The sequence below is a fragment of the Alistipes shahii WAL 8301 genome (assembly GCF_025145845.1).
GTDB lineage: Bacteria > Bacteroidota > Bacteroidia > Bacteroidales > Rikenellaceae > Alistipes > Alistipes shahii.
The window spans coordinates 3,765,229-3,778,801 of record NZ_CP102253.1 but is presented as its reverse complement, the minus strand read 5'-3'; the positions used below and the strand labels follow the sequence as shown (position 1 = coordinate 3,778,801).

The following is a 13,573-nucleotide window of genomic DNA, read 5'->3' as shown; positions in this document are numbered from 1 at the left end:
CAATACATTAATTATGAGTAGGTTCGGCTCCCAATTAGACGGACTGTTCCGACAATAAGATTTTGAGATTTTGAATGATCTCAAAATCTTATCGAATGGCAGATATGTATGCCGGATTATATCTGCAACGCTACATATGGTGTTCCACGCCTTACGACGGCAAAGCATCTGGCGGCGATTTTGGCCCTCACAGCATTCAGGACGCTGAATTTATGTTTACCTTCAGCCGCTTTGCGTTCGTAATATGCCTTTAGTTGCGGATCACACCTGATGGCAATCAGTGCACTGCGGTTCAGTTGTACTTTAATGTCTCGATTCGCCATGCTCGATGTGTGGCATCCCCCGCGAACGCTTGTGCCGGAGCTATGTTCGAACGGAGCCAGCCCGCAATAGCAGGCAAACTTGCGGTGGTCTGTGATTTTGGTGAAATTAAGCGTCGAACAGAGCATCACAATGGCCGTGATCGGCCCTACACCTTTGATGCTGGTCAGCAGCTTGTAGTTCCGGCAAATGTTGCTGTCGGCGGCTATCAGTTCCTTCATTTCCCGTTCGATGGTTTTCATATGAATTTCTGCATACGCGATCTCCTCCTGGAGCATGGAACGTTGAATAGATACATCCGCGAATTTCTCTTTGTAGTCTAATTTTTCGAGCAACACCAGTTTCGCTACACGTTGTTTTGCCAGATGAGCCCTTAAGATCAGCCATGTGCGCAACTGACACAGCTCCTTCTCTGCAGGCAGATAAAGGGCTATCTTCCGATAGTGAGTGATCGCATACTCGGCGATACGCCGGGCATCCACTCTGTCTGTTTTGCCACGGGCAATACCCATCGAATACTTGATTACCAACGGCGAGATCAGTGAAAAATTGAAATTCAGCGTCCTGTCGGAAGCACAAACCGCCATCTCGGATATGTAGCTCCCCATATCCTCGGCGCAGAAAATCACATCGTCGAGCAGAATACCATGCCGCTTCTCAACCCAGTGCAGACACGAGCAGATCCCTTTTCGGGAGTTGGCGAATTTGCGGTGAGCCATCTCGTTTGCATCCTCGAAGGCGACCAAAGACGCATCGAAAGTCTCTTTCGACACATCCAGACCCACATAATACAAATAGTGCATAACTTGTTAGTTTTGTGAGAGTCGTATGCTATCACATGTACCAGGTCTTCAAACCTACAATTCTAAACAGCCATTCTCTCTGGTTAATGGAGTCGCAGTCCAAATCTACCGCCAAGCCTCAAAGCTTACGACAAGCCCCGGTTCACTGCGACTCCATATCGAAATTACCTGTGATTACATCACGCTGCAAATCTACATGCGACCAGCAAAATGCCGGAGATGGAAATACGCAAGGCTCGCCCTTTGGGCGATTCGCATGGCCTTGCGTATTTTCATCTCCGGCGTTTAATTCCCTGCCGGTGGGAAAACTTACATCGAAAATTACCCTGCCATTGACGAAGCAAGATCGGAAATCGAACTAGCTGTAAGATCGTAGGCCATTACTGTGCGACCTTGAAGACGCTGCTGAGTTTCTCGCTTAATGCCGCCATATCCTGTCCGATCTTGTCATTGGTGATTTTGGCATAGATTTGGGTCGTGGTGATCCGTTTATGTCCCAGCATCTTGCAGACCGTTTCCAGAGGCACGCCTTGCGTAAGCGTGACCGTCGTAGCGAAGGTATGCCGCGCCATGTGGATCGTCGGATTGAACGACAATCCGGCATGTTCAGTGTTTTATAAGTGCCTTTAAGCGGAAAAACCTTCTCGCTTGTGCGATATGTATCCTTATAACGCTTGTAGAGCATTTCAGCGGCGGGAAGGAGTTTGACTCGGAATTGCGTACCCGTCTTCTGGCGTCTGTCGATAATCCACCGCTCTCCGTTGTCGTCCGTATGGATGTCCGCGTGGGTGAGTTTCACTACGTCCGCATGGCTCAAACCCGTAAAGGCGCAGAAGACGAAGGCGTCACGGTTGATGCCCGTCCGGTAGTTGGGGAGCCTGACATCCATGACGGCCTGCAATTCCGAAGCGGATAGATAACGTCGTTCAGCGTATTCCGCTTTGACATAGAACCCGGCGAAAGGATCGACGGCAATCCAGCCGTTCTTATACGCCGTGTAGGTCATCAGCTTCAGCTTCTTGAGTGTAGAATGGATCGTCCCGGAAGCAAGACCCTTTACCGTGGAGAGGTAGACGACGAACTTTTCCACGAACTCCCGCTTCAGCTCTTTGAACGCAATATCCTTGACGTGGTATTCGTATTCGAGGAAAGAGGCAAGGCGGTTACGGCGTTTGCGGTAATTGTCATAGCTCGAATAGGCGCGGTCTTTGCCCACACGTTTGAGAAAGCCTGCGAGGTATTCGTCGAAAGTCTGTAACAGCAGGCGGCAGTCGTCCCCCATACCCAGAAAGGCGTTACGGACTTTTTCGGCCGTAACATACGAATCCCGGTCGCAGAGACGCTGGTACTGCTTGCCGATATTGGTCTTGATATTCTCCAGATTCTCGTTGATGCGCTGCGATTCGAGGCTTCTGCCTGCGGCTTTGTTCGCTTTGGCATCCCAGAGAGAAGAACGGACGGTGAGTTTGCAGCTGAACTGCGACATCGTACCGTTGATCGTGATACGACCCATGACGGGAACCTGACCCGATTTTTCGGACTGCCGTTTCACATAGAAAAGGACTTTGAAAGTGCTGCGTTGCATAATAACTTGAACTTTGTGGATGGGTTAAACGTAATGTCAAGTTATTTGGTATGCGGTAATTCGATGCAACGAACTGAAAACGAATGTTTTGATGCAAATCAAAGCATTTCGGGCAGGTAACGGATAAGTAACGAAACTCACCGTTAAACCTGCCCGATTCTGCTATTTTATTGCTTCGGGCACATGCGGAAAAGAGAATTAAATACTTATAAACAAGACATTTACTCTTTTCTGCATATTCCGTTACCTACAAATACCGAACCATGAAGGTCCGCCGCATGTTTTTTCCGGGGATGGCCGGAGGCCTTTACAGGTGGATCGCCGCGCCCAGGGCCGCTTCGGCGGCTTCCATGACGCCTTCGTTCATCGTCGGATGGGCGTGGATCGTGCGGGCGATCCGGTGGGCCGTGACGCCCAGCGTGCGCGCCAGCGTCGGCTCGGCCAGCATCTCGGTCACCGACGCCCCGACCATGTGCGCTCCCAGCAGGCGGTCCTCTTCGTCGAAGAGCAGTTTGACGAATCCGTCGCGGTCGCCCGCCGCCGTGGCCTTGCCCGATGCGGTGAAGGGGAAGCGGCCGGCTTTATAGGCGATGCCGCGCTCCTGCGCCTGCTGTTCGGTCATGCCGACCGACGCCACTTCGGGCTGGGTGAAGATGCACGACGGAATGGTCGTGTAGTCCACCGGCGCGGGGGCGAGTCCGCAGATGGACTCCACGCAGCAGACGGCCTCGGCCGAAGCCACGTGCGCCAGCGCCGGACCCGGCACGATGTCGCCGATGGCGTAGACGCCCGGAACGTTGGTGCGGTAGAATTCGTCCACGACGACCTTGTCGCGTTCGACGGCGACGCCCAGCTCTTCGAGGCCGATGCCTTCGATGTTGGATTGGATGCCCACGGCCGACAGCACGACATCGGCCGTCAGGGTCTCCGCGCCTTTTTTGCCCTCGATCTCCACTTCGCAAAGCCCTTCGGCGTTGACCTTCACTGCTTTCACCGTGGTCGAAGTGAGCACCGTCGCGCGCAGTTTGCGGAATGCGCGCTCCATGGTCTTCGACACCTCCTCGTCTTCGAGCGGCATCATGCGGGGCATGTATTCGACGATGGTGACCCGCACGCCCAGCGCGGCGTAGAACCACGCGAACTCGCTGCCGATGGCTCCCGAACCTACGACGATCATTGATTCGGGCAGGCGCGTGAGCGTCAGCGCCTGCCGCGACGAGATCACATGCTCGCCGTCGATGGGCATGAAGGCCATTTCGCGCGGCCTGGCTCCCGTGGCGAGGACGATGTGGTCGGCCTCGTACTCCGCCCCGTCGACGTCTATGCGCCCCGGGGCCGTGAGCCGCCCGAATCCGGGGATCAGGTCGATCTTGTTCTTGTTCAGCAGGAACCGCACGCCCTTCGACATGGTTTCGGCCACGCTGCGCGAACGCGCCACGATGGCTTCGAGGTTGGGGCGCACCTCCCCTGCAAGTTCCAGTCCGTAATGCTCCGCGTTTTTGCAGTATCCGTAGACCTGCGCGCTCTTGAGCAGCGCCTTGGTCGGGATGCAGCCCCAGTTGAGGCAGACGCCTCCCGGTTCGGCGCGCTCCACGAGCGCCGTCTTTTTCCCTAACTGCGCGGCGCGGATCGCCGCCACATAGCCTCCGGGGCCGCTGCCCACGATGATGATGTCGTACCGCATCATTTCACTACTTTTAGTATTTCACCATTGTCTTTGGCCACGGCGCGCTTCCATTTCTCGTTGTAGCCCGGGAACTGGATCTTGCCGGGAATCTGTTTCCCGTTGCCGTTGTCGACGAAATGCGCCGCAGAGCCGTCGCCGTCGAGGAACGTCAGCACGTCGCCGTGCTCGCTCTTGACGTTGCCGTCCATGTATTTCACCAGCAGGTAGTTGTTGAGCCGCTGCCAGCGGTCGAACAGCTGCTGCGCCGTCTCCACGCTCAGCTGCGTGAGGTGGCTGCGGCGTGCCTCGGGCGACATTTTTCCGACTCGGGCGTTGAGCGCCTGCACGTTGCGGAGCATGTCGTTCTCCCACTTGTCCGTGACCTTGCGGATGTCCGCGGAGATCATGTCGTAGCGCATGTAGGCGAAATTGGTCGTGCGGTTGAAGAGCCAGAACGCCGACGTGGGCGAATATTCGAGCATCGAGCCGTTGTCCTCGCGGAAACACCCGGGGACCTCCTGCGCCGAGCAGAAGATCGGCGTCAGGCACGAGGTGGCCGCGTCGTCCACGCCGAACCAGAGGATGCCCATGTCGCGCGTCACGTCGGGCCGGGCCTGCGCCACGAACCAGAATCCGGTCTGCTGGGTGGCCGTGGCGCGCTCGTTGACGTACTTCACGCCGTCGACCTCGAATTCCATCGGACGCCAGCGGTAGGGGCAGTTGTGGCCTCCGGCGCCGAGATCCGCGGTCATGTCCATCGGGGTCCCCTCGTAGTGGTCGCGCATGCAGTCGAAGAGCGTCTTGGGCGACACCTTCGCGCGGGGCTTGACCCACAGCGGCATGCGGTTGTCCTTGTTGTGGCCCATCGCGTAGTCGGTGTATCGGTCCATGTCGTCGGCCACGGTGCGGAAGAAGGCCCACACGCGGGCTTCGCAGGCGCGCATGCCGCCGAAGTCGAGCGGCGCGTAGGCGTCCGAGAAGCTGAAATCGGCGTCCGGGCCGTTGTAGTAACCCATTTCACGGGCGAACGAGATCACGTCCGGGGAGTAGAGGCAGTTCTCGGGATCGTCCTTCGGGAAGGTGGTGATGCGGGCCTGGTTGGCGTGGGCCGAGACGTAGCCGTCGGGAATGCGGCGGGCCACCCAGACGATGCCTTTGCGGGCGTTGCCGCCCTTGCCGTCGTCCTTGAAACCCTTGCCGATCAGCTCCATGATCCACGCCTCGTCGGGGTCGGCGATCGAGAACGACTCGCCGCTCGACGCGTAGCCGTAGGTGTCGGCCAGCTCGGCGATCACGCTGATGGCCTCACGTGCGGTTTTGGCACGCTGCAAGGTGATGTAGATCAGCGACCCGTAGTCCATGCGGCCCGTCGAGTCCTCCAGTTCGGGGCGGCCTCCGTAGGTCGTCTCGCCGATGATGAGCGAATGTTCGTTCATGTTGCCGATGGTCGACCAGGTTTCGCGGACCTGCGGGATGTCCGTCAGGTAACGGCCTGTGTCCCATTCGTAGACGGGCAGCATCGCCCCGGACTTGTGTTTGCCGCCGGGGGTGTGGTACAGTGCGCCGTAGAGCGCGTGGGAGTCCGCCGCATAGGTGACCATCACCGAACCGTCGGTCGAGGCACCTTGGGTGACGATGAAATTGGTGCAGGCCGACGCCGCGCCGTATGTGAGGGCGGCCGCCGCTGCAAGAATCAATCGGATTTTTTTCATGCTTTTCAGGTTTTGAGACCAAAGATACGAAAAAGTCGGATGGATTCAAAACCGAATCTTCCGACTGATGAATAAAAGTGTCGTTACGACGCCAAAGATGGAAAACAAATCGGATAACGGCGAAAAAACGTTATCTTTGTGAGCGGATACGCTTTCTGCGCACCCCGGAAATACCCCCCCCCGGAGTGGTGGTAAAAATATGAAATCCAGCTATTTGAATGAGAAAGATGCTGTTTCTGCTCCTTTCCGGGGCGATCTTCGGGGCCTGTTCTTCGGACAAGGACCGGGTTCTCGTTTTCGTGAAGAACGTCGTCATGCCGCCCGATTCGTGGGTCTTTGCGCCCGGCGACGGGGTGACCGTCTCGGCCGAAGGGTTTGAGGCTGATGACGAAATCATGCTCGAAATCCATTGGCAGGAGAGTGCCGAAGGGTTCGCTCCGGAGGGTTATGCCAAGGGCGTGCGCGGGATCGTCACGGTGCGTTCCGCCACGAGCGTCACCTTTCTGGCCCCGGGGCACTACCCCGCTTCGACGGTTCGGGTGCTGTTGCTCCGCCGGGGCCGGATGATGCCGCTGGGCAAGATCCGCGTTGCCGACGGAACCCCGAAAGCCGAAGCGCTCTACGGCATTTCGAAATCCGATACGGACGAAACCCTGATCGAGCGCATCGACCTGTCAACGGGCGGGGTGACACGGGTTGCGACGCTCGGCATCGGCCGGGGAATCGCCTGCGCCGTGGGGCTTCCCGGCTCGGGCTGGATTTACGGCGTCTGCTCCGGTTCGATGGCAGGTTTCGACCTCACGATGAATTATTATGACGATTTCGGGTACCGGAATTACCTGTTTGCCGGGCAGGTCACCGATTCCTCCGTCGGACTCATTTCCCACGACGCGGGGCGGCTGACGCTGACGACCCGAAGCGCGACCCGCTCTCCCTCCCCGGCTCCGGTCTCCTGGCAGGTGCCCGACGAGGTCGTGCAGACGCTGGCCGTGCAGCCGTTCGTGCGGGTCGGTTCCGACCTGCTGCTCGCGCAGCGCAATGCCGACGGGACGTGCGCTCCGCTGGTGTTGAGGGTCTACGGCGGGGCGGGACCGGGCGAAGCCGTCGGGGCCGATGCGATGATCCCCTTTTGGACCGTGGTCGCCTCGGCCGACGAGCCGGACAGGATGGTTCAGGCGGGCGGCTATGCCGTTTCGGCCGGGGGCAAAACGCAGCTGCGGCTGTTCAACGCCGCCGGTGACGGCGCTTTCGGCGAGACGCTGGCCGAAGTTCCGGGCACGGCGCTTTCGGTCACGGAGTATGCTCCCGATAAGGATTCGCTGGAAATCTACCTGCTGTGCGAGGCGGACGGCATGCGTCGCATCCACGTCTACGATGCGCTGAAGAAGACGCAGCGAACCCTTCCCGGGGAGTTCGGCTGCTCGGAGATCGTCATGGCGAAATAGTGTTTTCGTGCAGAAAAACGAGTCGCAGACCCGGATTTTTCCCGGGTCTGTTTCGTGTTGTACGAATTTTGCGTATTTTTACCGGGCAAATACCGAAAAACTTATGTCTTCAATAGCCTGTCAACTGTCGTTCGTGCGCTCGACGCTTCCCGAGGGGGTGAAGCTGGTCGCCGTGTCGAAAACCCACCCTGCGGAGGCGATCCGCGCGGCCTACGACGCCGGCCACCGCGTTTTCGGCGAGAGCCGCCCGCAGGAACTGCGCGAAAAACACGAAGCCCTGCCCAAGGACATCGAGTGGCACATGATCGGCCACCTGCAAACCAACAAGATCAAATACATCGCCCCGTTCGTCGCGCTGATCCATTCGGTCGACAGCGCGCGGCTGGCCGAGGCTATCCAGCGCGAGGCGGCCAAGTGCGGCCGGACGCTCGAAATCCTCCTGGAGATCCACGTCGCCGAGGAGGAGACCAAAACGGGCTGGAATATGGCCGAACTGATGGAGTATGTCCGCACGGCCCCGTTTGCCCGTATGCCGGACGTCTGCGTGCGGGGCGTGATGGGCATTGCCACCAATACCGACGACGGCACGGCGATACGCCGCGATTTCATGGAGCTGAAACGCTGTTTCGAACTGCTGCAACCCTACTTCGGACCGCGGTTCGACACGCTGTCGATGGGCATGTCGCACGACTATCCGCTGGCGGTCGAGTGCGGCTCGACGATGGTGCGCGTCGGCTCGTTGATATTCGGCCGGCGCGGGCTTAAGAAGCCCGTTTTATGAGTGGTTGCTGTACGAATGATAAATTATACCAGACTTATATGAAAATCGGATTTCTTGGATTCGGAAATATGGCGCAGGCCATGGCGGGCGGGCTTGTCCGCTCGGGGGCCGTGCAGCCCGGCGACATCGGCGCGTGCGCGCGCGACCGGGCGAAACTGCGGAGCAACACGGAGCCGCAGGGCTTCCGGGCTTTCGACGACGCGGCGGCGGTCGCGGAGTTCGCCGATCTGGTCGTCGTCGCCGTGAAACCCTATCAGGTCGAGGCGGTGCTTGCGCCCGTCCGGGAGCTTCTGGCGAAGAAGATCGTCGTATCGGTGGCCGCGGGCGTTACGTTCGACGACTGCGAGCGGATGCTCGCCCCCGGCACGCACCATTTGAGCATCGTTCCCAATACGCCCGTTTCGGTCTGCGAAGGCATCATCGTCTGCGAACGCCGCCATTCGCTTTCGGACGGGGAGTGGCGGCAGGTGGAGGCGCTCTTCTCGAAGATCGGCCTCGTCCTGCCGATGGACACCGCCCTGCTCGGCATATCGAGTGCCGTCTGCGGCTGCGGCCCGGCGTTCGTCGCCATGTTCATCGAGGCGCTCGGGGACGCTGCCGTCAAGCACGGCGTTGCGCGTGCCGACGCTTACCGCATGGCGAGCCAGATGATCGTCGGGACCGGGAAATTGCAGCTCGCCTCGGGGCAGCATCCCGGTGCGATGAAGGACGCCGTCTGTTCGCCCGGCGGAACGACGATCGCGGGCGTCGCCGAACTGGAGCGCAAGGGCTTCCGCGGCGCGGTGATCGACGCCATCGACGCTATTCAGAATAAAAAATAACCCGCCCGCCTAAAAGGCGGGTTTTAGGGGCGGATAGTGGCTTCGGGACGCTTGTCATCCGGTTCTGCGCCCGGGGCCGGAAATCGTTTTTTGGGGGCTGCGGGACGAAGCGACGCCGTTTGCGTCCGAATAGGAAAACCGCCGGACCTTGCGAAAAGGTCCGGCGGTTTCTCATCGGGAGCTGCCCTATCGCACCCGCAGCGAGCGTCCGATGCGCAGCACGGTGGTCGATTTGATGCCGTTCAGGCGGCAGATGTTCGTCACGGTCGTTCCGTAGCGCCGGGCGATGCCGCCCAGCGTGTCGCCCGAACGGATCTTGTAGTATTTCATGGCCGCTTTCTCGGCGGCTTCCTTCTTGTCCTGCTCCTCGTTGGCGATCTCGTCTTCGAAATCCTGTCCGGCGTTGGAGTAGATACTGAAGAACGACTTCTTCAGGAGGAAGGTCTCGCGGCTCAACGTTCCGTTCTTGAAATCGATCAGGCGTTCGGGGTCGAACGACTGTCCGTAGTAGCGGGTCTCGAAGTGGAGATGAGGTCCCGTCGACCGGCCCGTCGAACCGCCCAGACCGATGATCTGCCCCGCCTCGACCCATTGGTCGGGTTCCACCAGACGTTCCGACAGGTGGCCGTAGTAGGTCTCCAGCCCGTTGTCGTGGCGGATGATCACCAGGTTGCCGTAACCGCCCCTGTTGTACTGCGAGATGCGTACGCGGCCGCAGAAGGTGGCGTAAACCGGGTCGCCTGTCTTGAGCGGCAGGTCCACGCCCTGATGCTGGCGCCGGCGTCGCGGACCGTATTTGCCGCGCGGGTGCACCGAACCCTGATAGGGGCAGTGGTAACTGGTCAGCGAGTCGACGAGGTCGATCACCACCGATTTGGGCATTTCCGACATGTCGACCTCCTTGTAGGGAAAGAGCGTCGTCGTGTCCCAGTATTTCTCGAAAATCGTGCTGTCTTTGGCCACCTCGCGGTTGAGGACGTATTTCCACGAATTGTTGCTGTACAGGATCACCTGCACGGCGTCGTTTTCCGTGGCGAGGGTGTCGAGCACGGTCAGCCCGTTGGTGTCGAAAATGGACTCGATCTTCGTGGGCCGGAGACGGAGGCGCAGCGCCGCCACGGAATCCGCCGCGGCCTGCTCCGGGTCGACGACCGGATCGGGAGCGGCAGTCTCGCTCTCAGCCGTTTCATCCCGCTGTTCGGCAACGGCGACGAGGTTTTGCAGCGAGTCGATCAGCGCGGCCTGCCGCGACGCAACCAGGCGCAGCGAATCGGCCGCGGCGATTTCGCGGGCCGCCGCCTCTGTCGTTCGCGTGTTTTTGGGCTTGCGGGCCGTCGCGGTGAAGACCATCGAGAGGGCGATAAGGGTGAAAATGTATTTTTTCATAATCTCTTTCTTATTGTTGCTTGATCAGCTCTTCGGCGGCTTCCAGCGCCTTGTAGAATTCCTCGCCGAAACGGCGGACGATCGGTTCCCGGAGGGCTTTGTAGACCGGAATGCCCAGCCTGGCGCCGCACCGGCGGGCCGGAGCGCACACCGACCAGCGGTGGTAGTTGAGTCCCACCGTGCCGTTCGAGAAGCGCATCACGCGGATCGGATAGAGGTGGCACGAAATCGGCTTGCGGAACGGGGTTTTGCCTTCGGCCCACGCTTTTTCGATGGCGCAGAGCGTGACGCCGTTTTCCGTGTAGGTATAGGCGCACTGGGCGTCGTCCACGAGCGGCGTCGTCAGGTCGCCGTCTTCGTCGACGACCATGAATCCCTGCCGTTCGACCGACTCGATGCCTTCCGCCGTCATGTAGGGCCTGTAATTGGGGTATTCGCGTTCGAGTATCTCCACCTCGTCGGCTTCGAGCGGCGCCCCGGCGTTGCCTTCGACGCAGCAGATCCCTTTGCACTGCGCGATGTCGCAGGCGAAACACTCGCGCAGCAGGTCGGCGCTTACGATTTTGTCGTCTATCTCGATCATTTGCGGCAGGTGTCGGCGATGATGATGTCATAGAGTTTTCCGAGCGACATGCCCATTTCGCGGGCCTGTTTGGGAACGATGCTTCCCCTGCTCATGCCGGGAATCGAGTTCAGCTCGATGAAATAGGGCACGCCCGCGGGGGTGACGATGAAGTCTACCCTTACGACGCCCGAACAGCGGCAGGTGCGGTACGCCTCGCGGGTCATGCGGTTCAGCTCGGCCTTCACCTCCGGGGTGATGTCCGCAGGGGTGATTTCGTCGGAAAATCCGGCGGTGTATTTGGCTTCGTAGTCGAAGAAATCCTTCTTCGAAACGATCTCCGTGATCGGGAAAACATACTCCCTGCCGCCGGCGACGAGCATGCCGCAGCCCATTTCGCGGCCCGTGACACACTCCTCGATCAGGATTTCGTCGCCCTGGGCGAATGCCGCTTCGATGGCTGCCGGAAGCTCCTCCGGGGCGTGCACCTTCGTCACGCCGAACGACGAGCCGTTGGCGTTGGGCTTCACGAACAGGGGCATTCCCAGTTCCGCGACGATCTGCGCCGGGTCGAACGCTTCGCCGCGGCGCAGGAAGACCTCGCGGGCCAGGTTGACACGCCCTGCGAGCGTGCGTTTGGCGGTGATCTTGTCGAAGGTGATGACCGACGAGGTCATCGAGCACGACGAATAGGGAACGCCCATCATGTCGAGGTAGCCTTGCAGCTTGCCGTCCTCGCCGGGCGTGCCGTGAATGATGATCAGCGCGTAGTCGAACGCCTTGCGCACACCGTCGACGGTGATCGAGAAATCATTCTTGTCCACCTGCCACTGCCGCCCGTCGGGGGCCGTATGGTGCCAGTCGCGGCCGTGGAGGTCGATGACCGTGATGTCGTATTTCGAGTGGTCGAGGGCCGCCTCGATCTGGGCGGCGCTCTGAAGGGCGATTTCCCGTTCGGGCGAATCGCCGCCCGCCAGGAGGGCTATCTTCAAACGTGTCATTTCAGGGGTTGTATATATCTTTGTATCGGAATTCCAGTATCTCCTGCACCATCCGGGCGAACTCCTTGGCTTCGACATGCGTGTCGTCGATACGCAGCGCCGCGTTGAAGTCGTTGAGGGCCGGACCCCACTCGCCCATCCGGTAATGGAGTTTTCCGCGCTCGACCAGAAGCGCCGTGTTTCCGGGCTCGGCGGCGATCTGCGCCCCGAGGGCCGCGATGCGCGTCGCGGGACTCCACAGCCCCTTGCGGCGGATGTAGGCGGCGACGCCCTCGTCGAGCATGGCGGCGACGTCCTCGCCCCGCCCGATGCGGTCGCGCACGTCCGTCGAGGCGAAGTCCTGCAACGGGGCGTCCGTCAGCGGCGTGATGCGCCCTTCGAATCCCTCCGCCGGTTCGCCGCGCCGCGGGTAGACGTAAACCGGGTATTCGAGGATTTGTTCGTACTCCTTCCATCCCGCGAGGCGCGCGATCTGGTCGCTGCCCATCAGGATCGAGAACTGCATCCCTGACCCGAAGTTTTCCTTGAGGTAACGCAGGGTATCTATTGTGTATGAGGGTTTCGGCAGCAGAAATTCCACGACCGAAGGTTTGATGCGATCCGGGTATTTCGAAGCGGCGCAGGCGATCTCGGCCATTTCGAAACGGTCCATTTCGGGAGCCAGTTCCGCGGCCTGTTTGTAGGGGCTTTGGGGCGAAACGACCAGCACGGCCTCGTCGCAGAGACCCTGCCCGACGACGTATTCCGCCAGCGCGATGTGGCCGCGGTGCACGGGGTTGAACGACCCGAAATAGAGCATGACCCGTTTCATCCTACCGTGCGATGAATTGGTCGAGGATGCTGCACGTGCCGCACACGGCCTCGTCGAGGCAGTCGTTGACCACCACGTGGTCGAACTCGGGGGCTTTCGTCAGTTCGAATTCGGCCTTGGCCACGCGGCGGTCGATCACCTCCGGGGCGTCCGTGCCGCGGCCTTCGAGCCGTCGGCGCAGCTCCTCGACCGAGGGCGGCATGATGAACACCGAGCAGGCGTCGTCGCCGAAGATGCGCTTGAGGTTGATGCCGCCGACCACGTCGACGTCGAAGACGATCACATGGCCCTTGGCCCAGATGCGCTCCACCTCCGAGCGCAGCGTGCCGTAGCAGGTTCCCTTGTAGACCTCCTCCCACTCCACGAAGCGGTTTTCGGCCACGGCCTGCATGAACTCCCCGTGCGAGAGGAAGTAGTAGTCCACCCCGTCGCGCTCCTGGCCGCGGGGGGCGCGGCTGGTCGCCGAGATGGAGAATTCGAACTGCGGATAGCGTTCCAGCAGGTGCCGGACGATGGTGGTTTTGCCTGAACCGCTCGGGGCGGAGAATATGATGACCTTACCCATTTGATGAAATTAAAAATGAAAAATTAGAAATGAAAAATCGTTCTCTTCTCCGGATGATTTTGCCGAATGGAATTTTTAATTTTTCAGTCTCAATTTTTAATTGGAATATCCTGT

The 13,573-nt window shown here is 59.7% G+C and carries 11 protein-coding genes and 1 pseudogene; 3 read left to right on the top strand and 9 right to left on the bottom strand.

What is annotated here, in order from left to right; translation table 11 throughout:
* Positions 1-116 precede the first annotated feature (116 nt).
* From NQ492_RS16030 to NQ492_RS16015, 4 genes and pseudogenes are all read right to left on the bottom strand, one after another.
* Positions 117-1,124, bottom strand: a complete 1,008-nt coding sequence (locus NQ492_RS16030; RefSeq protein ID WP_015546535.1) for an IS110 family RNA-guided transposase — start codon at positions 1,122-1,124, stop codon at positions 117-119.
* Positions 1,125-1,504: 380 nt separating this feature from the next.
* A pseudogene (locus tag NQ492_RS16025) lies at positions 1,505-2,709 on the bottom strand (phage integrase SAM-like domain-containing protein).
* A gap of 307 nt (positions 2,710-3,016) precedes the next feature.
* On the bottom strand, positions 3,017-4,393 hold the full coding sequence (gene lpdA, locus NQ492_RS16020) for a dihydrolipoyl dehydrogenase (RefSeq protein ID WP_083810276.1): 1,377 nt from the start codon (positions 4,391-4,393) through the stop codon (positions 3,017-3,019).
* Complete coding sequence (locus NQ492_RS16015) at positions 4,393-6,087, bottom strand: C69 family dipeptidase (protein WP_015546232.1); 1,695 nt, start codon at positions 6,085-6,087, stop codon at positions 4,393-4,395. Before NQ492_RS16015 ends, lpdA begins: the two co-directional genes overlap by 1 nt.
* A gap of 218 nt (positions 6,088-6,305) precedes the next feature.
* Here NQ492_RS16015 and NQ492_RS16010 point away from each other — a divergent pair, with 218 nt between their 5' ends.
* The 3 genes from NQ492_RS16010 to proC all read left to right on the top strand — a co-directional run bounded on the left by NQ492_RS16010 (position 6,306) and on the right by proC (position 9,134).
* Positions 6,306-7,532: a WD40-like domain containing protein gene (locus tag NQ492_RS16010; protein WP_044054006.1), complete on the top strand. Its 1,227-nt coding sequence runs from the start codon at positions 6,306-6,308 to the stop codon at positions 7,530-7,532.
* Between the two features lie 103 nt (positions 7,533-7,635).
* Positions 7,636-8,313 (top strand): YggS family pyridoxal phosphate-dependent enzyme, encoded by a 678-nt coding sequence (locus NQ492_RS16005; protein ID WP_022061126.1) that lies wholly within the window; start codon positions 7,636-7,638, stop codon positions 8,311-8,313.
* 38 nt (positions 8,314-8,351) lie between these two features.
* Entirely contained in the window at positions 8,352-9,134 is a 783-nt protein-coding gene (proC, locus tag NQ492_RS16000) for a pyrroline-5-carboxylate reductase (RefSeq protein ID WP_195285621.1), read from the top strand.
* Between the two features lie 186 nt (positions 9,135-9,320).
* On the opposite strand, the gene NQ492_RS15995 is transcribed toward proC, so the two are convergent.
* From NQ492_RS15995 to gmk, 5 genes are read right to left on the bottom strand one after another with little or no spacing between them, the layout of a single operon-like run.
* Positions 9,321-10,520 (bottom strand): M23 family metallopeptidase, encoded by a 1,200-nt coding sequence (locus NQ492_RS15995; protein ID WP_015546230.1) that lies wholly within the window; start codon positions 10,518-10,520, stop codon positions 9,321-9,323.
* A gap of 10 nt (positions 10,521-10,530) precedes the next feature.
* Positions 10,531-11,103 carry a DUF3109 family protein gene (locus tag NQ492_RS15990; protein WP_015546229.1) on the bottom strand — a complete coding sequence of 191 codons (573 nt, stop codon included), beginning with the start codon at positions 11,101-11,103 and terminating at the stop codon, positions 10,531-10,533.
* Positions 11,100-12,083, bottom strand: coding sequence for a D-alanine--D-alanine ligase family protein (locus NQ492_RS15985; protein WP_044054004.1), 984 nt, complete (start codon positions 12,081-12,083; stop codon positions 11,100-11,102). The genes NQ492_RS15990 and NQ492_RS15985 overlap by 4 nt, the downstream gene beginning before the upstream one ends.
* Before the next feature lies 1 nt (position 12,084).
* A complete protein-coding gene (locus NQ492_RS15980) occupies positions 12,085-12,894 on the bottom strand; it encodes a nicotinate-nicotinamide nucleotide adenylyltransferase (protein ID WP_015546228.1) in 810 nt (269 codons plus the stop codon).
* Between the two features lies 1 nt (position 12,895).
* Positions 12,896-13,459 carry a guanylate kinase gene (gene gmk / locus NQ492_RS15975; RefSeq protein WP_015546227.1) on the bottom strand — a complete coding sequence of 188 codons (564 nt, stop codon included), beginning with the start codon at positions 13,457-13,459 and terminating at the stop codon, positions 12,896-12,898.
* Positions 13,460-13,573 lie beyond the last annotated feature (114 nt).